This window comes from Enterococcus sp. 1001283B150225_161107_E12 (assembly GCF_015556925.1).
Lineage (GTDB): Bacteria > Bacillota > Bacilli > Lactobacillales > Enterococcaceae > Enterococcus_B > Enterococcus_B mundtii.
In genome coordinates, this window is the sequence record NZ_JADNNI010000009.1 from 66,705 (window position 1) to 90,833 (window position 24,129).

Consider the following 24,129-nt stretch of genomic DNA (forward strand, 5'->3'; position numbering starts at 1 on the left):
GAGTAATTATTCTTTTAAACCACAAAAAGTAGCATACTGAATAACGATTGCTACTTTTTATTCTGTATATATAATACTTATGTGACAGTCAGTAAATAGTTCTATTACTATTTCCGATTCATTTATGTTCGCTTAACACTATTCACCACTTCTACTTCAACTCCATCTTTTACCATATTGGTGAGGATCAGTGGTCCCTTATTTTTTCTGATCCAAGCGCCAATTACCCTTATTTGAGTTCGATCCATTTTTTTCAGTTATTTTTGTGCTGAAGTCATGGGGACGTGACATAAGTTAACTAGTTACGCTTTCCAGATTTGATTTTGCACAACTTATTAGTCCTTATTGAAAAAGAGCCAGATTCTTGCTTGTTTCGCATTAGTAAACAAAAAGGGTCGTAAGTACTTTAATAAGACTTACGAACCTTTTTCGCTTTTCTGTCTCATAAGCGGACTCACTACTTCGTGTCACTTTTTCTCAGTAACGATCATTCCACATACAATGTCACAAATTTTGCATGGTCAATCTTTTCAAGAGTGACGGCATTCTTTTCCACCAGAAGTGCTTCTTTCTTAGCTTCTTTTAGATTGACTGTTTCTACTACGTTCACTGGATGGTTAAATGTGATAGTCGCATGCCCCACTTCATCTAAAAGCCCATTGTATAGACGCAAAATGTAACCTGAACGCTCTTCCGCCTTTTTCAATACACTCAAGGTTAAATTGCCATTGATCTCAAGAAGACTAAAGTTTGTCGGCAAAGTTGGTTCAACCGATCCTAAAGTAAAAATCAAGCGGGAATTCAGGAATTCTGCGTATTGATAAAGAGTGATCGGTGTTACTGCTTGTTTGGCACGTTGTGCAACATTTGCTTGATCAAATCCCTGAGCAAAGTAAGCAATGGAGAAATCAAAATGCATCGTTTTGTGGCACTGTGCAGCTGGTGTCTCAATCACTGATTCTCCTGAAGCACGCCCTGGACGATACAGTAGATTCTCTTTTCCCATGAAGCCATAGGTCCGGAAAATCGTTAAGCGAATCGTATCAAACGCTTCTCCCACAATCTCATATTCACGTACCCCTTGGGGCATGACTGCTACGCCATGGGACGCATCGAATAAACCGACAAAGGATTGACAAGTTTCTATGGCAATCGGTTGCTCATTCCATTGCTCTTTATTGGCTTCCCAAAGGGCCATTTCTTTTTCAAATACAACTGGGCGCTCCAACGTACCAAACTGTTGGTCAGCAAGCGAAAATTTCGAGGCAATCCCAGTATTAAATAGCACACATACCCGATGGCTATCCACTTGTTGGTTTTCAACCGTTAATTTGAAATCAATTTGTTGTGATTGTTTTTTCAACACCATCGTCAATTGGATCGGCAGTGAAGACGAGACTTTCTTTTCTGCACGTTCAGCTAAATTCTTCGGAACCTTCAACGTGAAAGCCACATGAATCTTTTGATAGATTTCTGATTGCTGAATGGTGATCGTTGGTTGCGCATCAATTGATGAAATCACAAAATCTTTCACAGGTGGTGAATAATTGAATGAATCACCATCGTCGCCATTTTCTTCTATGATCCCTTGGTTTTGGTAAAGCACTTGATTGGTTTTATCAAGAATATCCAAAGAACCATTGTTATTGACAGTGATCTGATAGTACTCATTTTCAACCGTATTGGTTTTAACCTCCTGCAATGGTGCGCTTGTATCACCTTTCAAATCAACCGTCAGCTGGGTATACCCCATACTCGGCACGTCCGTCGTTTCTAAGGCAATCTTCGCTTTATAGACTTTCTCCGGCAAATAGATTTCCTTGACTGGATTTAAAATATTTCCTTGATTCAAAACATACTCCGTTTGGTCGGTAAGCTCTAAAATCGTATAAGGCAACGCCTGACCAGCTTGATCAAGAATCGCAAACTCTTTTTGTGGCAAATAAACCTCTGCTTCAATAACCCCATTGCGCCTTGTATCATAGGTATTGAAGAGCGTGAAAGTAATTTCTTGTGCTTGTGGGTTATTGATTGCAGTAGAAATCTGTCGTAAAGTCAATTCGACAAGATTCATGGAAATATCTCGCGCCTGTTTATAGCGCATATAGATATCTTCATTGGTCGTATCAGAAACACAAGAACCAATCGAATCATGCGCCGCATTTTCAAACATTAACTTCCAAATCTCTATGACTGTTTCCACGGGGTACTCAAATCCTAATTGCATGGCCATCGTTAAGATAGGCTCCATGACATTGACTAAGTAATGTTGGATCTGAGTGTTCATCGCCTTCAAATCAGGACGTGAAGAAAAAATCGTTTTATGGATTCGCATCAATTTGCCATTGATCAGTTCACCGGCGATTTCTTCCAACTCAGGATGGCGTTCTTTGACTGCGGCAATGTATTTTTCAATCGTTGAAAATTGTAACTCATACTCATCCTCATAAAGTTGATTCATTCGATCAACCAATTCTGGAAGATTTTCTCTGACTGGTGCTTGGTCGAAACCATTTGGAAAATACACTTGATCCGTAGCACTGCGTCCCCAAGTCGTTTTAAACGGTTCTTGATGTAAGAACTCTGCTAATTCTGCTTCTCGTTCAGGAATGGCACCGCCAATGTAGTACCCACTTGGGATCTGATAGACATTGACCACCGAACCATCTTCTCCACGCCATTTGTACTCTGTATGTTTAACGTCGTCATCACTGACACCACGCCAAAACATCGTATCATTGATGCCAAACTCACGATAGATTTGTGGCATACTGGCTGCTTGGCCGAAAGAATCTGGGACGTACCCAACATTCATGTATGTCCCGAATTCTTCACAAATTTTCATGCCGTATAACATATTTCGAACAATGCTTTCTCCCGAAATCACTAATTGATCGGTTTGAGTGTACCATGGGCCAATAACCAACTTCCCTTGTTGAACAAGTTGTTGAATCCTTTCTTTGTCCTGCGGTCGCCACTTCAAGTAATCATCTAACAGCGAAGCCTGTCCATCTAAAATGAAACTCTCATAGGGATCATCCTTTTCTAGTTGTTCAATGACTTTTTTTAAATCGTGCATCAAATAGATTTTCGAGCGACTCGTAGTAAAATACCATTCGCGATCCCAATGACTGTGGGGTACGACATGTACTGTTTTTTTCATTCAATCATTCCTCTCCAGTAGTTAAAAAGGCACGTAACGATGGTTGTCGTTAGTGCCTATTAATTTTTCTCAATTTTTTTACCATCTGGTACGCATAACGTGATCCTTACATAAAATACTTCGAATTTTGAAAATCGTTTCTCTTTAAATACTCATGTTTTCTTACCCAAGTTTTGCCATTATCATACAAGCTAAAAGCGTTCTTAGAAAATCATCTGCTTGTGCCTTTTCTTTCGCTACTATTTAGTTAGCTAATCGGCTTTGTTACTCAATTTTCAAAGCTCAATTCAATATCATCGAGCGTAATGTCTTCTTTTTGTTCTTCTTGCTTATTGAAATTCACAAATAAAGGAGCGATAAAACCGATAAAAGCAGCTCCTGCAAATAGTCCAATCAAATACGCCCAACCGTTCCCAACAGTGAAGAAGCCATAAATCCCTCCAACTGGCGGCATTTTGTCATACATTCCTAACGCGATCCCCAAACCTGAAGCGATTGCTCCTCCCAACATGTTGATCGGTACAAGCCGTAATGGATTGACTAATGTAAAAGGAATTGCTCCTTCTGTGATTCCGATAAAGCCCATAATAAAGTTATTACGACCAGCATCCAATAGCTCTTTATTGAATCGATTTTTGTGGAATAAAGTTGCTAAGGCATATCCAAATGGCACCGCACAAATCGCAACATTCACGATAATTGCTGGTAAATACACTCCTTCAGCTAATAAAACATTTCCTGCCATCCAAGCAGCTTTGTTTACAGGTCCCCCTAAGTCAGAGCCAATCATTGCCCCCATGATGACTGCAAGCAAAATTTTGTTGACGTCATTTTCAATCATGGTTCGAATCCATTCAACCAAGCTAGTATTGATCCACGCCAATGGCTCAGAGAGTAATGCGCCCATGACGATCGCTACGGATAATGTTGCAATCAAGGGTAAAATGACTAACGGCATCACTCCAGCAAATGACTCCGGTAATTTGATATGTGCTTTAGCCCACTTCACTAAGTATCCTGCTAAGAACCCAGCAATAACTGCACCTAAAAAACCAGCATTTGTGCTAGAAGCGACCGCACCGCCGATAAAGCCGGCCCCTAAAGCAGCTTTATCTCCAACAGAATACGCTATAAACCCAGCTAAGACAGTATTGATCAAGCCGATTCCTGTCCACCCTACTTGTTCAATCAAATAAAGCGCATGTTTAAAGCCTTCAGTGCCAGCATAAGGATCTAAGCTTGTTATCCCCATACCAAGAGCAATCATTTTCGGAATGGCAACAACTAGTGAAGCGCCAATAATCAACGGCAGTACAAAACTAATTCCACTCATCAAGTGGCCTTTTACATCTGCTAGAACTCTTTTCATCATCCTTGCCTCTTTCCTTTAGTTTGCGTTTCTTTGTTCCACAGCTGCGACACATTTCTTTAGCACCGCTTCCGGTGCTTTGATACACGTATTAATATTTACCCGAATTTGCGGTTTTCCTTCAAACCGTTCCATCCCAACAACTTTTTGATCAGTCGCTAAAAGCAAGAAATCTGCTTCTTTTGCTTCTGCTGCAGTGATCTCGTTGACTTGCCCTAACGAACCTTGCTGTTCGATTTTGACCTCATAGCCCAGTTTCACACCAGCTTTTTCTAAAGCTTTAGCGGCCATCGGTGTATGTGCCAATCCTGCTGGACAGGCGGAAATCCCTACTATTTTCATATGATTTTCTCTCCCATCATTTCCTTTTTGATCAATTCTGCTAAATAAGCTTTATCTTTTGATTGTTGAATCTGCTGGATGAATGTATCTTCAAGCAACGCTGTTGCTAGGCGACTCAACATTTGCAAATGCACCGTTCCTTCATCTTTTTTAGGAACCATCAAAGCAAACACATTTTTGACTGCAGAATCATCGAAGGTTTCCCATTCGATGGCTTGTTCTAAGCGAATAAACAAAACGGTCGGTTTCAAAACCGGTTCAGCTTTTGCATGCGGAATAGCAAAGCCTTCTTGTAAGCCGGTTGAATATTGTGCTTCCCGTTCAATGAATGCCGCATATGTGTCTGTTGCATCGGTAACGATTCCGGATTCATAGGCATGATTTGCAATCACGTGAAACAGTTCTTCTTTTGATCTAACAGCCACATTCAAGAGAATATTTTTTTCCTGAAAATCCATCTCATCTGCTCCTTTCCTTTATTCTAAAACCATCATAGTAATTCGTGTGGTTTATTTTCTGTACACGTTTAATTTACGGTTTCTGATACACGATGTAAACACACCAAATTTCCAATTCAAGTGGCAATCATTAGTAAAGCGTTTTCCAAAATGATTGCCAACTCTTCTGGAAATTTTCAGTACTAGTGAAGCATTTCATTCTTATTCTTTCTATTGTATGATGGGGAAGAGCACGGAGGTGAAACAATTGTCAAAACTTGCTTATCAACGATTAGATGATCTATTGGAAGTATTAACTAGACAAACGGTGCCACTACCAATGAAGGAGTTAACGAAAAACTTCTCGATTTCTGAACGAACGGTTCGGACAGACATTGCGAATTTGAATGATTTATTAACAAACGTGGGGGCCTCCATCAAGTTGATTCGAGGGCAAGGCTATTTGTTGTCCATTGGTTCAAAAGAGCAATTTCATGACTGGTGGGCAGAAAGTATGTCGACCTCAGAGTCCTTTCTAACCACCAGTGAAGAACGACAAACCTACCTACTTTTCCTATTATTCAAGAATGAAAACCCTTTATCTTTGGATGATTTTCTCGATCGGTTATTTATTAGTAAAAACACATTTTACTCATACTTAAAAACGGCCCGAGACAATTTAGCCACCTATCACTTAAAAATAGTAAATCGTCCAAATATTGGCTTTGAAGTCTTGGGTAACGAATTCGCCAAGCGTCAGGCAATCAGTGATCTGTTGATTGAAAAAGATCTACAAGAGTACTTGATCGGTTTTACAGAAATGGAACTTGAGTTGTTTGATACGATCAATCTAGTCCACTTACAAGAATTGGCATTAAATCATCTGGCATCCTTAGACTTGTTAGACTCTGACTACTATCATAAAAACATTCTTTCTCATTTTGCTTTAGCAATCAGCCGCTTTATAGCTGGCCATGAGATCAACGAATTTCCCTTGCACGTGCCTGCGCTCAAAAAAGACGCCCAGAAAGTAGTTGGTCATTTCTTAGAAGAAATCGATCATGCATTTGATATCCAATTGACTGCAGGAGAAAAACAATACTTTATTTACTATCTTGCAATGAATGCACCACGTTTAGTTGAAACTGGCGATGCAAACGATTCTTCCACAGAAACTGCTAAAGCTATCGTTGAAGAATTACTAACTGCGATCAAACAGACGTCAAACTATGCATTAGAGACAGATAAGATGCTAATAGAAGATTTGACTTCTCATATAGAAGGTTTTATCAATATGAATCTAATGGATGCACGCCGCAGCAATCCTTTACTGGCAACGATCAAAAAATCTTTTCCACAGGCTTATGATTTATGTTTGACCCATTTAGAAACGGTAAGCATGAAACATGGTTTTTATTTTTCTTCTGATGAGATCGGCTATATTGCTTTGCACATTGCAGGTGCTATGGAAAGGAGTTCTATCAGAAATCATCATAAACATCGCGTCATCCTTGTTTGTGGAACCGGTCGAGCCATGAGCCGTATTATTGAAGCGAAAATCATCAAGCACTATCAAGAAACGATCGAAGTCGTTGATCGCTTTTCTTATGTTGAGCTACAACAATGTGATCTTTCTGCGATTGATTTTGTAATCACAACCGTTCCATTAGAGCATTTCTCTGTTCCTTCAATTTATATCAACATGGCCAAACTAGACAAGGAAATTAGCAAAATCGAATTGTTCATTGAAACGCTAAGCGAAGTAAAAAACGGCATCTATTCATTGTTTCAAGAAGCATTTTTTCTTCATGAAAATCATGCAGATAAAGAGACCCTGTTAAAGAAAATGGCACAGCAATTGTACCAAAAAGATTTTGTGCCAAAAGATTTTTATGACAGTGTGAAGAAACGAGAAGCAATCAATCAGACAAATATCAACGAGTGGCTAGCTATCCCCCATCCCATGACATTGATGGCGAAACGCTCGGTTGTTTCAGTGGCAATCATTCCTGATGGCGTTGATTGGGGAAATGGTGACTTGGTTAGATTTGTCTTTCTCTTTGCGATTCAAAAAGACGAATATGAAGATACCGAAGAAATCTATAATCTTTTATTAGAGTTGATGGATCGTGAAGATGTTCAACAAGCAATCTTGCAAAAAAGTGATTATCACAACTTTTTGAGTTATATGAAACAATTATAAAAAAATGGGATCACTGCTAGTAGCTTTACACGTCTAAATCAATCAGATGACTGGAACAGTGTAAAATTTGGCACAATGATCTTATTAGCTCATGCAGCTGATTTATCACTTGATGGATTCGTTGATTATTTACAGACAAAAAAAGATTCTTCTGCCAATTAAATGGTTGAAGGTTCTTTCTCTGAAATCAACTCACTGGGTTTTCATGCTTGTAAAGCAATCATTTTTTTGATGGTATGGAGCACCGCATCTTCATCGTTCGACTTTGTCACAAATTGTGCAACTTCTTTGATTTGCTCAAAGGCATTGCTCATCGCAAAGCTGTAATCTGCACGTTCTAATAATTCGACATCATTTAGACCATCGCCAAATGCCATGGTTTCTTCTGGTGTGACGTGGAGGATTCTTTGCAATTCTGCCACTGTTGTTCCTTTATGGACATTATGATTTGAGATATCGAACCAAGCGGCTTCTGAAGCAACGATATAGGCTTGTTTTTTAAATTTTTCCAATTGTTTGACATGGTCAAAACAGTTTTTTTGCGGATCAAACACGGTGATTTTAAAAAAAATGACTTTACCGAAACAGTTTTTGTTTCAGTAAAGTCGATTTTTTTTATTTACTTAGTTTTTCCAACTAGCAACTTTTTCTTGGTTCTTATCAATCCATTCTCTTGCTGCTTGTTGTGGGTCTTTGCCGCTGTTGATTTCCAACATGACTTCTTCCATGTCTTTTTCTGTCCAATTGAATTTGTCCAACACAGCATATGCTTCTGGTTGATCTTCTTTTAAGCCTTGGCGAACGATGGTGTGGATTTCTTCCGCATCTCCCATCGCATTTTTTGGATCTTCTAGATATTTCAAGTCATACTTCGCAAACATCCAGTGTGGCGTCCAACCAGTAAAGACGATTGGTTCTTGATTTTTGATTGCTTGTCCTAATGCAACCGTCATCGCACCTGAAGAAGAGGTCTCAACTGTCCAACCTTCCAGATTTGGATATTGGGCAATCGTATTTTCTGCAGCATTCACCACACCTGCACCAGGTTCGATACCGGTGATTTTTTTGCCTGCTTCATCGGTTAGATCCGCGATCGAGTTAACATCCATGTATGCTGGAACAGCTAATCCGACTTTGGCACCTTTCAAGTTTGCACCTAGATCATCGACTTGATCTTTGTATTGTTCATATTGAGAACCATGAGTCTTAGGTAACCAAGCAGCCACCATTCCATCTGATTCTCCTTTTGCAACAGATTCCCACATGATCGAATTATCAAGAGGCGTCACTTTCACATCATAGCCCATCTCTTTTAAGACTTCTGCTACGACATTCGTTGAAGCAACTTCTGTATCCCATTCCACATAAGAAAGATTGATCGTGTTTGTTTCTTTTGTTGAAGAACTAAAACTTCCAACACCGATCGCACCTAATAAAACGACGACTACTGCACCAATGATCACTCCTTGGCGCTTTTTATTTTTTTGTTTCGCAGTACCTGCTGCTTTTTGATCATTTGGTTGATTCAAGTGTTGCGTAAAACGGTCAATGATAATGGCTAAGATCACTAATGCTACCCCATTGACAAAACCGTTTCCGACTTGTGCACGTTGTAAAGCAGAAAGGACACCACGACCTAAACCAGGCGCTCCGATCATTGAGGCAATCACGACCATTGAAAGAGAAAGCATAGTTGTCTGATTGATCCCTGCCATGATCGTTCCTTTTGCTAGTGGTAATTCAAGTTTCACTAGTTTTTGCCAACTCGTACTACCAAATGAATCAGAAGCTTCTACTAACTCTTTCGGTACTTGGCGAATACCTAGGTTCGTAAATCGAACCGTTGGTGGTAAGGCAAAAATCACTGAGGCAAACACCCCTGGAACCATTCCGATTCCGAAAAAGGCAACCGCTGGAATCAAATAAACAAAACCAGGCATTGTTTGCATAAAGTCAAGGATCGGTTTAATGATTCCTTGCGCTTTATCATTTTTTGCCATGAGAATACCAAGAGGTACACCAATGATGATCGAGATCACACTAGATAGTAAAACCAATGTGACAGTATTCATCAAATCTGTCCATAACCCTTGATTATAAATGAACCATAAGCCAATCAACGTAAATAATGTCAATCCGGGACGTTTTTTTGAAATAAAGAACGCTGCAACTGCCATTAAAAGAATAAATAGTGGTGCTGGTATCACTAATAAAAGATTCGTGATAGCTGTCATCACTGCTTGACCAATCGTTTGAAGGAATGAGAACAGTCCTGCGAACGTTGTTGTCAACCAATCAGTGATCGTTTCGACCCAGTCAGCGACGGGTACTTGATAGTTCAATAGATTATTCATGTTCGCTCACCTCACTTGTTGCTGCTAATGCTTCGATTACGCTACCTCGGATAATAACACCTTTTAATTTCCCGTTATCAACCACGGCTAATGGCGTCGGCGAATCATAAATAATATTGAAGATATCACTAACTAACATATCTTTACCGATCACTGTAACATTTTCATCAAGGAAATCGATCAATGGACGTTTTTGACGTCTTGCTTCTAATGCTTGATCTGCTGTGATGATCCCTTTTAAGTTACGTTTTCTATCAACAGCCATCAACATGCTGACTTCTTCATTACGCATACGTGTCAACGCAACGTTTGGACCATCTGATTCGATATTTGTGGTTAATGCTGGAACCATGATGTTTTGCGCCGTCAAGACTTTTGAACGATCGACTTCTTCCACGAATTCTCTCACGTAATCATTGGCTGGATTGGTCAATATTTCTTCCCCAGTACCGATTTGCATGATTTCTCCGTCTTTCATCAACGCAATGCGATCCCCGATACGCAAAGCCTCATTTAAATCATGTGTGATGAAGATGATCGTTTTTTGCACATTGGATTGTAGTTCCAATAATTCATCTTGCATTTCACGACGAATCAATGGATCAAGTGCTGAGAAAGCTTCATCCATCAATAGGATCTCTGGATCATTTGCCAATGCTCGAGCTAACCCTACACGTTGTTGCATCCCACCAGATAATTGACTAGGATATTGATCTTTAAAGGATAACAAGCTTGAGTTCTCTAACGCTTTTTCTGCTTTTGCTTGACGTTCTTCTTTAGGAACACCGCGAACTTCAAGTCCGTATTCTGTATTTTCTAAAATCGTACGATGTGGGAAGAGACCAAAGTTTTGGAACACCATGTTGATTTTGTGACGACGAACTTCACGAAGTTCTTCTTTGCTAAGTGTTGAGATGTCTTCTCCATCAATCAAGATATTGCCAGATGTTGGTTCAATCAAACGATTTAACAGACGGATCAAGGTTGATTTCCCACTCCCCGAAAGTCCCATGATCACGAAGATCTCACCTTCTTGTACATCAAAACTCGCTTCATATACACCGACAGTTGCGCCGGTTTTTTGTAAAATCTCTGTTTTCGATTGGTGCTTTTTCATCATTTCCAAAGCAGTTTGTGTTCGTTTACCAAATATTTTCGTTAAGTTTTTGACTTCTACTTTTACCAAACAAATTCTCCTTTGTATGTAAATTCATTTTTCTTTCTGAAAAAAGTGACCACACTACGATAACACCATGTAGTCACTTTGTCAAAATTCAAGTATCTGTTTTATTAGGGAAACTACACAAAAAATTGGCCAATCCCTTATCAGTATAGGGATTGACCAAAATTAGAATTAAATGAGATTTTTCTTATCCGCTCGTTCACTGCCCATCTGGATAAAAAAAGTTCGTCATTCGTTGCAGCGTATACTCGTTCCCAATGAAGTGGACGGTATCGCCCGCTGAGAATTTAGCATATGGGCCAGGAGAGACCAACAGCTCTTGATCGTGGGAAATAGCAATCACTGTTGCACCAGTTGCTTGCCAGATATTCAATTCGCTGATGGATTGATCTAAGTGAGCCGCTTCCTCTGTCAAAGCAAGTTCAAAAGGCAGAAGTGGGTTCATCTTATGTATTCGTTTCGTTTGACTAACAAGTTGGTCCAATAGTTGCGAAAAATGATTCAACTCTTCTTGTTGTTTTTTCACACTTTCCATGATTTCTGCTTTTGTTTCTTGGATCGATTGCACATCTTGGTATTGTAAAAGGAAATCCTTTGCTTTTTCTTTAGATGCTACAAACGCACCACTGCCATGACGGACTTCCATGATCCCCAGATCGACCAAAACATTGATTGCTTTACGAGTCGTCTCTGGAGAAGCGTTATACGTGCTTGCTAAAGTGGATCTTGCATGGATCTTCTCGCCGATTTGATAACGATTTTCTACGATTCGTTCTGCCAAGTCAACGGCGATCTGTTGATAACGCGGACGAACCAGTTTGGTTTTTTCACTCATTTTATTCTTCCTCTTTCATCTACTTGTCAGCTAACATCTTACTATGGACGCTTCAAAGAAGCAAAAGTAAACTGGTTTTATTTTTTTCTTCTATACAAGAAATCCGGTAGTTGTCAGTTGATTTTTCCAAACTAAACAGTTCGTATCACACACTTTGAGAATAAAGCGACAACCACGAAAATCAAAAAATTTTCGTGGTTGTCTTTTTGTTTCTTACGCTAAAAAACAAACTTCATTTAACTTGTAAATTTTTTCAAATAGTCAGTACTTACATCAAAATGACGGGCAGGAAATTCTGGGAAATACAGATCACTTGCCCACTGCCATGCTGCTGTATCTGTATGCAAAGGATTTTTATCAGAAGGATCATACGGCCACTGTGCAACCCAACAATTTTCTTTTCCTAGACGTGTCATATCTAGCTTGTTTTCGGTAAACCAAGAAGCACTCGAATAGTGGATGACGTTTTGATAGCCTCCCTGTTGGATCTCTTTTTGGAAAATCAACGCATTATCTGTCACTTTGTCCAAGTTCATCTTTGGATTTTCACTATCGTTGACAACCACAGTTGATGATGGCAGGTTCAACTCTTTCATATAATCCAATAAAAACTGGGCTTCCCCTTTTGTATCAGCTTCTTCATTGAACCACGCATAATGATAGACACTTACTTTTAGACCTGCTGCAACGGCTGAAGCAATCTGTTCAGGAGCAAGCGGATTTTTATACGAGTCTCCTTCAGTCAATTTCACGACTACACCCTTAATGCCATAGTTTTTCATCGTTTGAAACTCTTCACTCGATATCTTGCCGTTATTAGAAGATATGTCAATAAAATCTTTAGCTGGTCTTCCTGATTCGGCAGCGGAGATTCCAGAATCGTCTGTCAGACTTCGAGTGAGTGATTCTGAGAATTGGCTGCTGCTACCTAACTCATGTTGATTTTTTTCAGTAATCATAGGCTTGATTGGAATCGAAGTTGCCTGTGCTGTTCCTCCAACGTAAACTAGTAAAGTAAAACAAATAACACCTACCCATTTGATCATTGTACGCATCTTGGATCGCTTCCTTTTATTGAATTTTTAAAGCATCAACAAGACGTCCTGTTGGCTCCATTTAACCAAAAATCAAGAAATAAAAAAACAGATAACATGACAATTAACTAATTTTTAAACATAACATTGTTATTAAAAAATAAAAATATTGTTAGTTCAATTTTTACAATATTTATCATCTTACTACTATATATAGTAAGTACTCTTTTGACTTTTGCTATTTTGATTCGAGTTTCTCTTTTCGATGATCCCTAGACTCTTCATGATCATTTTTCATTTTGTGAAAAAATTTCTATCTCTAAAATGTATAAATACCTTTTTCTTCTGGTTTTGATCTACAATTATTTCTCTTCTTCTTTCCATCTTTTTGCATACCTTTTTCGTTTGTGATTTTTCGATCGAACATTCATTTATTGGCAAGCAAAGGTTAAAAAAATATTTTTTAACGGAGTTTTCCACAAGCACTTCTGTATTAATACAAGCGAATCTGCACGAGATACTTGTTTTCATTGTTTTTCAAAAACCACAAAACATAGTATTCCACAATTTCCACAACACAAGATGTAGTGTTTGTTGATTGACTTTTTTACTAATAGATTTATACTATTGATTATAGAGAAAACACATGGGCAAGGAGGCAAATAATAATGAACGTAAAAATCTTTTCAAAAAATAATTGTATGCAATGTAAAATGGTGAAACGCTTTTTAGCTGAAAATAAAATCGACTTTGAAGAAGTAAATATCGATGAACAACCTGAAGCAATCTCATGGTTAAAAGACCAAGGATTCCAAAGTGTTCCGGTCATCACTTCTGACGCAGCGACTGTCATTGGTTTTAGACCAGATCAACTACGTCACTTAGCTAGCTAAGAATCATTCAAACAGTTGTCAAATAGATCGAGGATTTACTTGATCCTCTGCCACCATGGATTTGATGGACTTACGGATATTCTCCGTAACCTCCCCAAATCCTTTTTTACAGCAATGAACACCACTATATCTTGTGGTCAAACATGTATCATCAAAATCAAAAAGAAGGTTGGGCGTATGTATGAGTCTTAAAAATCTAAAAGATGTCAGCTACTTTAAGCTGAATAATGAAATCAATCGACCAGTCAACGGGCAAATCCCTTTAAATAAAGATAAAGAAGCTTTAGCTGCTTTTTTTGAAGAAAATGTCAAACCAAATACGATGATGTTTCCAACAGTGATCGACAAAATCCAGTATTTGATCGATAACCAATATTTAGAAGCAGAGTTCATTCAATTATATAGTAGTGAATTTATTGAAAAACTTTATCAATTCCTATTCGAACAAAACTTTACATTTAAATCATTCATGGCAGCCTATAAGTTCTACTCTCAATATGCGTTAAAAACAAATGATGGTTCTGCCTACTTGGAATCTTATGAAGATCGTGTCGCATTCAATGCGTTGTACTTTGCGAATGGCGACGAAGAACTAGCCTTAGCTTTAGCTGATGAAATGATCCACCAACGTTATCAACCAGCAACCCCTTCATTTTTGAATGCTGGACGTAAACGTCGCGGTGAACTTGTTTCTTGTTTCTTGACTCAAGTAACGGATGATATGAATTCGATCGGTCGTTCGATCAACTCTGCCTTACAACTTTCACGAATCGGTGGCGGTGTTGGGATCACTCTTTCTAACCTACGTGAAGCCGGAGCGCCGATCAAAGGATACGAAGGTGCAGCTAGCGGTGTTGTTCCAGTCATGAAATTGTTTGAAGATAGCTTTAGTTATTCGAACCAATTAGGACAACGTCAAGGTGCGGGTGTCGTTTATTTAAACGTCTTCCACCCAGACATCATGATGTTCCTTTCAGCAAAAAAAGAAAATGCAGACGAAAAGATTCGCGTGAAGACTTTATCACTTGGTGTGATCGTCCCAGATAAATTCTATGAATTAGCACGTAAAAACCAAGAAATGTATCTATTCAGTCCTTATAGTGTGGAAAAAGAATATGGTGTGCCATTTTCTTATGTAGATATCACTGCGGAATATGACAACTTGGTAGCAAATCCAAATATCCGTAAACAAAAAATCAAAGCCCGTGATTTAGAAAACGAGATCTCTAAATTACAACAAGAGTCTGGTTATCCGTATATCATCAATATTGATACAGCAAATCGTGAAAATCCTGTAGACGGTAAAATCATCATGAGTAACTTATGTTCTGAGATTTTACAAGTACAGACACCTTCTGTCATCAATGGCAAGCAAGAATATGAAGAGTTAGGGACAGACATCTCATGTAACTTAGGTTCTACAAACATCGTCAATTTGATGGACAGCCCTGACTTTGGTCGTTCTGTCCGCACGATGACTCGTGCATTGACGTATATCACAGATGCTTCAGACATTGACGTGGTTCCACCGATCCAAAACGGGAACAAATTGAACCATACGATCGGACTTGGTGCTATGGGACTTCATACTTATTTTGCCAAAGAGCAAATGGAATATGGTTCCGAAGAATCAATTGATTTTACCAATGTTTATTTCATGTTGTTGAATTACTGGACACTTGTTGAAAGTAACAATATCGCACGTGAGAGAAAACAAGTCTTCCATAATTTCGAAAAATCAGCTTATGCAGACGGCACTTATTTTGATAAATATGTCACTGGCGAATTCCAACCAAAATCTGAACGAGTTGCTGCTTTGTTTGATGGTATCTTTATTCCGACTGCCCAAGACTGGGAAAACTTGAAGCAAGCAATCATGAAAGATGGTATGTACCACCAAAATCGTTTAGCTGTAGCACCTAATGGTTCTATTTCTTATATCAACGATACGAGTGCAAGTATCCATCCGATCACTCGTATGATCGAAGAACGCCAAGAAAAGAAAATTGGGAAAATCTATTACCCAGCGCCTTATTTATCAAATGAAACAATCCCGTATTACACTTCTGCTTATGATATGGATATGCGTAAAGTGATCGATATTTATGCCACAGCACAAAAACATGTGGATCAAGGAATGAGTATGACGTTGTTTATGCGTTCAGAAATCCCAGAAGGTTTGTACGAATGGAAAGAAACGACAAAACAATCCACACGTGATCTAAATATTCTAAGACACTATGCTTTCCACAAAGGAATCAAATCGATTTATTATGTACGTACGTTTACAGACGATGCAGAAGAAATCGGCAGCAACCAATGTGAAAGCTGTGTGATCTAATTTCACTTAGTGATAGAACCGTTACTGGATTTTAATAAAGGAGCATTCTCATGTCAGAAACTTATTATGCAGCGATAAACTGGAATGAAATTGAAGATATCATTGATAAATCGACTTGGGAGAAATTAACTGAGCAATTTTGGTTAGACACACGTATCCCTTTGTCAAATGATTTAGACGACTGGCGTACGCTTTCCCAATTAGAAAAAGATACAGTTGGTCACGTATTTGGTGGATTGACTTTACTTGATACCGTCCAATCAGAAAGCGGGATGGATCAATTACGTAAAGATGTCCGCACGCCCCATGAAGAAGCGGTATTGAACAATATCCAATTCATGGAGTCTGTCCATGCGAAAAGTTACTCTTCGATCTTCAGTACATTGAATACGAAAAAAGAAATCGAAGAAATCTTTGAATGGACGAATACCAATCCTTATTTACAGAAAAAAGCTGAGCGTATCAATGAGATCTACAAAAACGGTACGCCGTTAGAGAAAAAAATTGCGAGTGTCTTTTTAGAAACCTTCTTATTTTACTCAGGATTCTATACACCACTTTATTATTTAGGAAATAATAAATTAGCCAACGTGGCAGAGATCATCAAGTTGATCATTCGTGACGAATCTGTCCATGGCACGTATATTGGCTATAAATTCCAACTAGGTTACAACGAATTACCTGAAGAAGAACAAGAAACATTGAAAGACTGGATGTATAATTTGTTATATGAATTATACGAAAACGAAGAGCGCTACACAGAAGAATTATATGATCCAATCGGTTGGACGGAAGAAGTCAAAACATTCTTGCGCTACAATGCAAATAAAGCATTGATGAATCTAGGAATGGACCCACTATTCCCTGATACAGCAAACGATGTCAACCCAATCGTGATGAATGGGATCTCTACTGGTACAAGTAACCACGATTTCTTCTCTCAAGTCGGAAACGGCTACCTATTAGGTAACGTGGAAGCGATGAAAGATGAAGATTACTTGATTGGTTTAGACTAAACGAAAAAGAGCTTGGATATTGCATCCTCGCTCTTTTTTTGTTTCTCTTTAACCAACTGACAACCTTAGTTCTTCCTATTTTTTATCTAAATAAAGATGTGCTGGATACGCCATATATTCGACAGGTTGCAATTGATCGATCGTGACATAGCCTGCATTGGAATTGATCACTGTCGGTATCCGGTTGATCAACGTAGCGCACGTATGCTTTGGTGTATCTGGTTTGGTTACTTCAAATTGCATACTTGGCGTTCCTTCGATCGACCAAGTACATAGATCTCCTTCACCTGTCTGATAGACTTTTCCAGTACAACCGACTTCCACAACTGGTCCTTGTACCGTTTCGATCGTTGCAACGGCAGACATCCCAATTGCTTCGCCTGCCTTGATTGTCCGCCCCATGGTTTTTGACGGAATATCTTTATCTAAAATGATTGGAACGTTTTTTTGAGAAATGCGTTTGATCGACCAATCCATTTTGGCACAGATTGCTTCAGCGGTCATCCAAGAATAGGAAGGCAAATCGGTTGCATTGGCAATTTCTTTGTCAAATCTTTCTTGATCATAGCCCACACCATGCGCTTCCGCTAACGCTTTTCCATAGTGTTCGACATCATAACTAACTTCCCCACTGATTTTTTGTACATCATTCACGCCAGCAGCCAGCAGCGTTGGAAACAACACCCAGTAAATATCTTGCATTCCTGTTCCTGAAATCGTCACGTTGTTGGCTTTTGCGATTTTATCTAAACGATTGGTTTCTGCAACCGAAGTCGTCCAAGGATACAAAGCTTCTTCACCGATCGTTAAAACATTGACTCCATAGGTCAAGGGTATCTCTAAACTCGGCATGAAATCTTTGATATAACTAGCAATCGTGACTAAAGCGACATCTGCATCACAGTTTTGAAATACTTCATGAGGATCGCTGGAGATTTTAATACCTAAGGCTTGTTCATAGCCTAAATATAAGCCTAGATCTTGACCGATTGCCTCTGGACGATTGTCTACAGCTCCAACGATTTCAATATCTTTTGCCAAGGCATATTTGATAATCTCTTTCGACATTTTTCCACAGCCGACTTGGACCATACGAATTTTTTTAGTCATTTTATTCCCTCACTTTTTTTAAAGATTTTTAAACAAGCTCACGAACATCAACTACTGTTCGCTCAAACACCTCACCTACTTCAGGACAGGTCAGTCTTCCTTTATACGTACTGATACCTGGAATGATTTCTGGATAGGTTTGGATCACGTCAGTCAGTGATTGAGAGGCTAATCCTTTGATATATCTCATCGTGACATTCGTTAAAGCTAACGTAGACGTTTGAGGAACTAAACCTGGCATATTCGCAACCGAGTAGTGGATCACTCCATGTTTAACGAAAGTCGGTTCTTCATGGGTGGTTGGCTGGCTCGTTTCAAAACAGCCCCCTTGGTCAATCGCAATATCCACCAAGATCGTTCCTTCTTTCATCTGCTTCACTAATTCTTCTGTGATAAGATGTGGGGCTTTTTTACCTGGTAATAAGACTGAACCAATCACGATATCACTAGTCAATGCCATTTTCTCAATATTCGCTGGGCTTGAGTAGAGCGTTTTTACTTGTCCATTGAACATCTCTGACAATTCACGTAAGCGGTCGACATTGATATCTAAGATCGTCACATCTGCCCCTAATCCGTGCAAGTAATGCGCGGCACTCACTCCGGCGATCCCACCACCTAAAATAGTTGCCTGAACTGGTAAAACACCGGTTACACCTGAAATCAATTTTCCACTTTGCTTCGCTAAAATCTCCGCACCCAATAGACCGCCTAAACGGCCAGCGACTTCACTCATTGGCGCGAGTAATGGAAATGCTCCGTTTTTCGTAACCATTTCATAGGCAATTGCGGTTGTCCCAGACTTGATCAACGCTTCGGTCAATTCAAGATTTGCGGCTAGATGCAAGTACGTAAATAAAATCAAGTCTTTTCTAAAATATTGATATTCCGATGCTAGTGGTTCTTTGACTTTCACGACGATTTCTGCCGACCAGACTGTCTCTGGATCAGCTTTGATTTGAGCGCCAGCTTCACGGTATTGACTATCTGTAAAGCCTGACCCTTCCCCTGCACGTTCTTCCACATAAACGGTATGACCAGCTGTAACTAACTCTTTGACTCCTGCAGGTGTCACGCCTACACGTTTCTCTGAATTTTTGATTTCTTTTGGTACACCAATGATTGTCATATTATATCCTCCTTTGAATTATTGTTGCTTTTGCCACTCCTCAAAGCCCATATGAATCGCATCGAATAGTTGATCTGCGTTTTCCTTTGAAAAGGTCAACGATGGTGAAATGATAATCGTTTGTAATTCATCACGGAGCAAGACGCCTGCATTGATGGCATAATCAGCAACTGCTTGCACATTTTTTGCTGTTTGTTCCACATCATATTTCCCTGTATTCTCAAAATCGATAGCGATCATCAAGCCTTTTCCACGAACATCACTAATGCAGTCATATTTTCCTTCAATACCTTTTAGACGTTCCAATAAATATGCACCGACTTCACGAGCATTTTCAACTAAGTTTTCTTCTTCCACAATACGTAAAGCTTCTAATGCTGCCACACAGCCGAGCGGGTGTCCACCGTAAGTATGCCCATGGATAATGACATTAGCTCCATTGGTCGCTGATTCGATGCCTTCAACAATGCGTTTGTTAAAAACAGTTGCCCCTAGTGGAACATACCCAGAAGATAATCCTTTTGCTAGAACCATGGCATCTGGTTTGATGCCCCAGCCACGACTACCAAAAAGATATCCTGAACGGCCAAAACCTGTCACAACTTCATCTGCAATCAATAAAATATCATAAGTATCACAAACTTCCCTTAAAGCTGGCCAATAAGAAGTTGGTGGAACGATGATACCGCCAGCACCTTGGATCGGCTCAGCAATAAATGCAGCAATATGATCTGCGCCAATCTGTTCAATCGTTTCAACTAGTTCAGCGATACAGAGTTTTGTCAATTCTTCTGGATCTTGGCAATTCCATTTATTTTTCTTCAAATGTGGAGAAGAAACACGTACACAATCTTGTAAACCTGGACCAATAAATTCCCGATAGATGGGGTTACCACCTATCGACGTTCCACCATAATGCATCCCATGATAGGCTTTTTCCAATGACAGAAATACTTTCTTTGTCGGTTTACCTACTGCTTGCCAGTATTGTCTTGTTATTTTCAACGCAGTATCTACTGAATCACTTCCTCCAGAAGTAAAGAATACTTTCGCCATCTCTTCTTCTTGCGTCATTTGAATGATTTTTTCTGCCAAGTCATATGCCTTGGGATGGGCAATATTCGTAAACAATTGATAGTAAGATAATTTTTCCATTTGATCAGAAATTGCTCGGTTCATTTCAGGGCGATTATGACCAACGTTCATACACCATAACCCACCGACACCATCGAGTAATTTTCTCCCTGTATCATCATAGATAAAATTCCCATCTCCACGTTCGATAACGATTGTTTCTTCTTCACTTGCTCGGGTATCCGTCATCGGATGCCAAAAATACTTTTTCTTGCGATTATTCATATTATTCTCTCCTTTATCTGTTTTCCTGTTTACATGTTAAGACTAAAGGGTAGAACTACTCTAAGGTCAATCTTTTTTTTATTATTTTAATAAAATCGCTTACATTAAAAAAAGTAAAAAATCACTTATATAGAAGAAAAAATACTTTTGTAATTTTATTTGTAAAGCATATTGACCTTAGAACGATTCTAACCTCTAGGATGTAATTGAGGAGGATTGGTAAACATGCACAGCTGATTCAAATAAACAAATTAAAACATTCACAAGAATTGAGGAGGAAAATTTAAATGTCACTATCAGAAACATTGAGCAATGTCATCAACATGGAAATTATCAGTGCGATCACTTCCACACTGTTTATTATATTATTAGGTTACTTTTTAAGAAAGCGCGAGATTTTCTCATCTGATGTCGGAAAGACATTGTCTAAGGTCGTCTTAACTGTCGCAATTCCTGCATTAGCTTTTAATTCGTTTATGCAGGACTTGAATGATGAAGTATTGAATCAAGGAATCAACATTTTGATTCTTGGGATATTGGTCCACGTTTTCTTGATTTTTCTAAGTAAATTCTTCTTTTTTAGATATGCACCAAGTAAAGAAGACACATTGCGTGTACTCTCTATTTTCGGGTCAACAACATTTTTCGGTATTCCTGTTGTCGGTGCAGTCTTTGGTGCAGAAGGGATTTTGTACGCATCGATATTTAATATCGGTTACCGTATCTTCTTATACTCTTATGCTTATTTAAAAATGAGTGGATTGAAAATGGCACGCAAGAATATTAGAGAAATGATCTTGAACCCAATCGTATTGGCAACTTTTATCGGATTATTTATTTGGCTCTTCCAAGATAGCTTACCTCAAATTGCTCAGTCTAGTTCTGAATCTGTTGCTTTTTTAAGAATCGATCAGACGTTGCCATGGCTATTTAAACCTTTGACGTTCCTCTCTAGTTTAGCCTCCCCACTCGCTTGGTTGGCAATCGGGATCACATTAGGCGATCTGCCATTCGGAAAAACCCTCAGCAGTCACACCTCTTGGTACTATTCATTCATCAAAGTCATTGTCTTCCCACTTGTGATTTTACTTTCAATTTTACTGTTGAACGCAATGAATATTTTACCAGTGAACGCAGTTGGTCTAAGTACGATAATCATTATGATGGCTACTCCGGCTGCAACAGTTGCGGTTGCTTATGCCATCAACTTTGAAAAAGAAGCAGTACTTGCCTCTAACGCCTCTTTGCTTTCTACACTCTTCTCGATCGTGTTGATCCCTATCTGGATCATCGTCTTAAACTTGCTTGGAAATTAACCCACATTATATAATTAATTAACGAAAGGAAACTATACTATGAAAAATTTAAATGTTGTATGTTATGGTGTTCGTCCTGCTGAAAGATCTCTCTTTCAGCAGTTGAATATCCACGGATTCAATTTGAATCTCGTAGAAGATTTATTGAATGAGACAAACTATACAGAAGCAAAAGGAATGGATGCCGTCATTCTTAGAGGTAACTGTTTAGCAAATCGCATAAATATCGAACGTTTTGCCCAATTTGGGATCAAGTTCCTACTCACACGTACAGTTGGGACAAATCACATTGATTTAATGGCAGCTCACGATCATGGAATGCAAGTCGCGTATGTACCATTTTATTCACCAAATGCAATCGCTGAATTATCTGTTACTTTAGCAATGATGCTTTTACGTAGAACAACTCATACAACGAATAAAACAGCTTCTTATAATTTTACGATTGATCGCTTTATGTTCAGTAAAGAAGTCCGAAACTGTACAGTTGGAATCGTTGGCGTGGGGAACATCGGACTAACAGAAGCAAAACTTTTCAAAGGATTAGGCGCAACGGTGATTGGTAATGATCTATATCCAAGTGAAGAAGCAAAAGCAGCCATCGAATTTAAGTCTCTTGATGACTTACTGGCAGAAAGTGATATCGTCAGTATCCATATTCCTTATATCCCCGGTAAAAATGAACGTTTCATTAATAAAGATTTTATCGAAAAAATGAAGGATGATGCGATTTTGATTAACACTGCTAGAGGAGAATTACAGGATAATCAAGCAATTCTTGATGCGTTGACGAGCAAAAAACTATCTGGATTTGGTACAGATGTCTTGCCTAATGAAGCGCTGATTTTCAACAAAAATTTTGATGAAGATCCGTTATTGATCGATGCAACAGCTAAGGCGCTGATCGATATGTATCCGCGAGTGATCGTTACACCACATATTGGTTCGAATACCGATGAAGCAGTATCAAATATGATCGAAACAAGTTTTGACAATCTCTATAAAATGTTCAATCAATTGGACTGTGCCAACATGCTTTCTAGTTAGGCTGGAGCATTGACAGCAAAGAACTAGCGATCCGATATTGGGACAGAAGTGTTTCCCCTCAACAAATAAGGCGACAACCATGAAAATTGCTCTTCCAATTTTTGTGGTAGTTGCCTTATTTTAAAAGAGACTACTTGATTCCCGCCGTTGACTCATTTCTATAATCACAGACAAAAGTGAATCTTACGTTTGTTTTAACTACTTTCCTTTCGATCATCACAAAAAATAGTAAGACAGAATCCCCAGAAAATCAAAGAATACTTTCTGGGGGTCCTGCCTTATTTTTCAAAGCTGAAAACTTCTGTCAAACCTCAATTATTTTTTTACTCGTGTATTTTTCCCTTTGCTGTTAATGCAATAGAGTCATACATATGAGTAGTTGGCTCGTTGATCAAAGTTGCTAGGTATTTCCCTACAGTTTGTCGGCTGATTTCACCAATGAGACTTTTTCCGTTTCTATTCTCGATACGAATATCCTCAATGATCTCTTTATCGGTTAACCAATTGGGGCGGATGATGGTAAAGTCTAGATGACTGTTCTCAATCAAATCTGCTGCAATACGCTGATCCCCTAAATAAGTATCAGGATCGCGATAGTCGCCCAACTCTGCAATTGCTTCTTCGTCATTGAAGTCAACTTCACCGTAGATCCCAAGTGTTGCCATCCAATATACGCGTTTGATCTTATTCTGGTTCATGGCCTCGATCACATGTTTAGCTAAAGGCACCATGTTGTAAGGACCTAAGCAAGAATAGACGATATCAATGCCTTTCATTGCATGAACCAAATCATCTAGATTCGTCGCATCACCAATGATACTTCGCTCCTTATCAAAGACTTTATCCGGATTTTTTAAAAATAAAGTTACATTCACCGTAGGATCATTTTTTAAAAATTCATAGCTATATCTAGCAATTGGTGCTGATGCACCAAGGATCAATACGTTCTTTTTCAATCTATTTCCACCTCTAATTTTGATTTTTTACTTGTACAACGC

General features: G+C 38.9%; 18 protein-coding genes and 1 pseudogene. 6 read left to right on the plus strand and 13 right to left on the minus strand.

What is annotated here, in order from left to right:
* Positions 1 to 487: 487 nt before the first annotated feature.
* The 4 genes from mngB to I2F89_RS08740 form a co-directional block, all read right to left on the minus strand.
* Positions 488 to 3,163 (minus strand): mannosylglycerate hydrolase, encoded by a 2,676-nt coding sequence (gene mngB / locus I2F89_RS08725; RefSeq protein WP_115358254.1) that lies wholly within the window; start codon positions 3,161 to 3,163, stop codon positions 488 to 490.
* 268 nt (positions 3,164 to 3,431) lie between these two features.
* Positions 3,432 to 4,532 (minus strand): PTS fructose transporter subunit IIC, encoded by a 1,101-nt coding sequence (locus tag I2F89_RS08730; RefSeq protein WP_161642842.1) that lies wholly within the window; start codon positions 4,530 to 4,532, stop codon positions 3,432 to 3,434.
* An 18-nt stretch (positions 4,533 to 4,550) separates the two neighbouring features.
* Positions 4,551 to 4,874: a PTS fructose transporter subunit IIB gene (locus tag I2F89_RS08735; protein WP_005225262.1), complete on the minus strand. Its 324-nt coding sequence runs from the start codon at positions 4,872 to 4,874 to the stop codon at positions 4,551 to 4,553.
* Complete coding sequence (locus tag I2F89_RS08740; protein WP_010734325.1) at positions 4,871 to 5,332, minus strand: PTS sugar transporter subunit IIA; 462 nt, start codon at positions 5,330 to 5,332, stop codon at positions 4,871 to 4,873. Before I2F89_RS08740 ends, I2F89_RS08735 begins: the two co-directional genes overlap by 4 nt.
* Before the next feature lie 247 nt (positions 5,333 to 5,579).
* Between I2F89_RS08740 and I2F89_RS08745 the strand changes: the two genes are divergently transcribed.
* Entirely contained in the window at positions 5,580 to 7,514 is a 1,935-nt protein-coding gene (locus I2F89_RS08745) for a BglG family transcription antiterminator (protein ID WP_139843972.1), read from the plus strand.
* A 203-nt stretch (positions 7,515 to 7,717) separates the two neighbouring features.
* Here the strand turns inward: I2F89_RS08745 and I2F89_RS08750 are convergent.
* The 5 genes and pseudogenes from I2F89_RS08750 to I2F89_RS08770 all read right to left on the minus strand — a co-directional run.
* Positions 7,718 to 8,083, minus strand: a pseudogene (locus I2F89_RS08750) (HAD hydrolase family protein); the annotation flags it as partial.
* A gap of 54 nt (positions 8,084 to 8,137) precedes the next feature.
* Positions 8,138 to 9,868 carry an ABC transporter permease/substrate binding protein gene (locus I2F89_RS08755; RefSeq protein WP_071866430.1) on the minus strand — a complete coding sequence of 577 codons (1,731 nt, stop codon included), beginning with the start codon at positions 9,866 to 9,868 and terminating at the stop codon, positions 8,138 to 8,140.
* Positions 9,861 to 11,054, minus strand: coding sequence for a quaternary amine ABC transporter ATP-binding protein (locus I2F89_RS08760; protein ID WP_019723090.1), 1,194 nt, complete (start codon positions 11,052 to 11,054; stop codon positions 9,861 to 9,863). Before I2F89_RS08760 ends, I2F89_RS08755 begins: the two co-directional genes overlap by 8 nt.
* 196 nt (positions 11,055 to 11,250) lie before the next feature.
* Entirely contained in the window at positions 11,251 to 11,886 is a 636-nt protein-coding gene (locus tag I2F89_RS08765) for a GntR family transcriptional regulator (RefSeq protein WP_086335156.1), read from the minus strand.
* Between the two features lie 236 nt (positions 11,887 to 12,122).
* On the minus strand, positions 12,123 to 12,941 hold the full coding sequence (locus I2F89_RS08770) for a GH25 family lysozyme (RefSeq protein ID WP_086335157.1): 819 nt from the start codon (positions 12,939 to 12,941) through the stop codon (positions 12,123 to 12,125).
* A gap of 647 nt (positions 12,942 to 13,588) precedes the next feature.
* Between I2F89_RS08770 and nrdH the strand changes: the two genes are divergently transcribed.
* From nrdH to nrdF, 3 genes are all read left to right on the plus strand, one after another.
* Positions 13,589 to 13,813, plus strand: coding sequence for a glutaredoxin-like protein NrdH (gene nrdH / locus I2F89_RS08775; protein WP_010734318.1), 225 nt, complete (start codon positions 13,589 to 13,591; stop codon positions 13,811 to 13,813).
* Between the two features lie 181 nt (positions 13,814 to 13,994).
* On the plus strand, positions 13,995 to 16,154 hold the full coding sequence (gene nrdE, locus I2F89_RS08780) for a class 1b ribonucleoside-diphosphate reductase subunit alpha (protein WP_195514213.1): 2,160 nt from the start codon (positions 13,995 to 13,997) through the stop codon (positions 16,152 to 16,154).
* A gap of 50 nt (positions 16,155 to 16,204) precedes the next feature.
* Entirely contained in the window at positions 16,205 to 17,170 is a 966-nt protein-coding gene (gene nrdF / locus I2F89_RS08785; RefSeq protein ID WP_010734316.1) for a class 1b ribonucleoside-diphosphate reductase subunit beta, read from the plus strand.
* Positions 17,171 to 17,245: 75 nt separating this feature from the next.
* Here nrdF and I2F89_RS08790 read toward each other — a convergent pair whose 3' ends face one another.
* Genes I2F89_RS08790 through I2F89_RS08800 form a run of 3 tightly spaced genes read right to left on the minus strand, consistent with a single transcriptional unit; the run spans position 17,246 to position 20,768 of the window.
* Positions 17,246 to 18,280 (minus strand): dihydrodipicolinate reductase, encoded by a 1,035-nt coding sequence (locus tag I2F89_RS08790; RefSeq protein ID WP_195514214.1) that lies wholly within the window; start codon positions 18,278 to 18,280, stop codon positions 17,246 to 17,248.
* 28 nt (positions 18,281 to 18,308) lie between these two features.
* The gene (gene ald / locus I2F89_RS08795) at positions 18,309 to 19,409 is read right to left on the minus strand and encodes an alanine dehydrogenase (protein ID WP_074799371.1); all 1,101 of its coding nucleotides are present in this window, start codon (positions 19,407 to 19,409) and stop codon (positions 18,309 to 18,311) included.
* Positions 19,410 to 19,427: 18 nt separating this feature from the next.
* Positions 19,428 to 20,768: an aminotransferase class III-fold pyridoxal phosphate-dependent enzyme gene (locus I2F89_RS08800; RefSeq protein ID WP_195514215.1), complete on the minus strand. Its 1,341-nt coding sequence runs from the start codon at positions 20,766 to 20,768 to the stop codon at positions 19,428 to 19,430.
* Between the two features lie 287 nt (positions 20,769 to 21,055).
* Here I2F89_RS08800 and I2F89_RS08805 point away from each other — a divergent pair, with 287 nt between their 5' ends.
* Positions 21,056 to 22,084, plus strand: coding sequence for an AEC family transporter (locus tag I2F89_RS08805; protein ID WP_195514216.1), 1,029 nt, complete (start codon positions 21,056 to 21,058; stop codon positions 22,082 to 22,084).
* 39 nt (positions 22,085 to 22,123) lie between these two features.
* Positions 22,124 to 23,131: an NAD(P)-dependent oxidoreductase gene (locus tag I2F89_RS08810; RefSeq protein WP_071866437.1), complete on the plus strand. Its 1,008-nt coding sequence runs from the start codon at positions 22,124 to 22,126 to the stop codon at positions 23,129 to 23,131.
* A gap of 323 nt (positions 23,132 to 23,454) precedes the next feature.
* On the opposite strand, the gene I2F89_RS08815 is transcribed toward I2F89_RS08810, so the two are convergent.
* Positions 23,455 to 24,087 carry an NAD(P)H-binding protein gene (locus I2F89_RS08815; protein ID WP_195514217.1) on the minus strand — a complete coding sequence of 211 codons (633 nt, stop codon included), beginning with the start codon at positions 24,085 to 24,087 and terminating at the stop codon, positions 23,455 to 23,457.
* Positions 24,088 to 24,129 lie beyond the last annotated feature (42 nt).

What these genes read in the sequence shown, in the direction of transcription:
- ald (WP_074799371.1), bottom strand. Translation starts at nt 19,409, where the DNA reads ATGACAATCATTGGTGTACCAAAAGAAATCAAAAATTCAGAGAAACGT.
- nrdF (WP_010734316.1), top strand. Translation starts at nt 16,205, where the DNA reads ATGTCAGAAACTTATTATGCAGCGATAAACTGGAATGAAATTGAAGAT.
- I2F89_RS08790 (WP_195514214.1), bottom strand. Translation starts at nt 18,280, where the DNA reads ATGACTAAAAAAATTCGTATGGTCCAAGTCGGCTGTGGAAAAATGTCG.
- I2F89_RS08800 (WP_195514215.1), bottom strand. Translation starts at nt 20,768, where the DNA reads ATGAATAATCGCAAGAAAAAGTATTTTTGGCATCCGATGACGGATACC.
- mngB (WP_115358254.1), bottom strand. Translation starts at nt 3,163, where the DNA reads ATGAAAAAAACAGTACATGTCGTACCCCACAGTCATTGGGATCGCGAA.
- I2F89_RS08740 (WP_010734325.1), bottom strand. Translation starts at nt 5,332, where the DNA reads ATGGATTTTCAGGAAAAAAATATTCTCTTGAATGTGGCTGTTAGATCA.
- nrdH (WP_010734318.1), top strand. Translation starts at nt 13,589, where the DNA reads ATGAACGTAAAAATCTTTTCAAAAAATAATTGTATGCAATGTAAAATG.
- I2F89_RS08755 (WP_071866430.1), bottom strand. Translation starts at nt 9,868, where the DNA reads ATGAATAATCTATTGAACTATCAAGTACCCGTCGCTGACTGGGTCGAA.
- nrdE (WP_195514213.1), top strand. Translation starts at nt 13,995, where the DNA reads ATGAGTCTTAAAAATCTAAAAGATGTCAGCTACTTTAAGCTGAATAAT.
- I2F89_RS08805 (WP_195514216.1), top strand. Translation starts at nt 21,056, where the DNA reads ATGTCACTATCAGAAACATTGAGCAATGTCATCAACATGGAAATTATC.
- I2F89_RS08735 (WP_005225262.1), bottom strand. Translation starts at nt 4,874, where the DNA reads ATGAAAATAGTAGGGATTTCCGCCTGTCCAGCAGGATTGGCACATACA.
- I2F89_RS08770 (WP_086335157.1), bottom strand. Translation starts at nt 12,941, where the DNA reads ATGCGTACAATGATCAAATGGGTAGGTGTTATTTGTTTTACTTTACTA.
- I2F89_RS08810 (WP_071866437.1), top strand. Translation starts at nt 22,124, where the DNA reads ATGAAAAATTTAAATGTTGTATGTTATGGTGTTCGTCCTGCTGAAAGA.
- I2F89_RS08730 (WP_161642842.1), bottom strand. Translation starts at nt 4,532, where the DNA reads ATGAAAAGAGTTCTAGCAGATGTAAAAGGCCACTTGATGAGTGGAATT.
- I2F89_RS08765 (WP_086335156.1), bottom strand. Translation starts at nt 11,886, where the DNA reads ATGAGTGAAAAAACCAAACTGGTTCGTCCGCGTTATCAACAGATCGCC.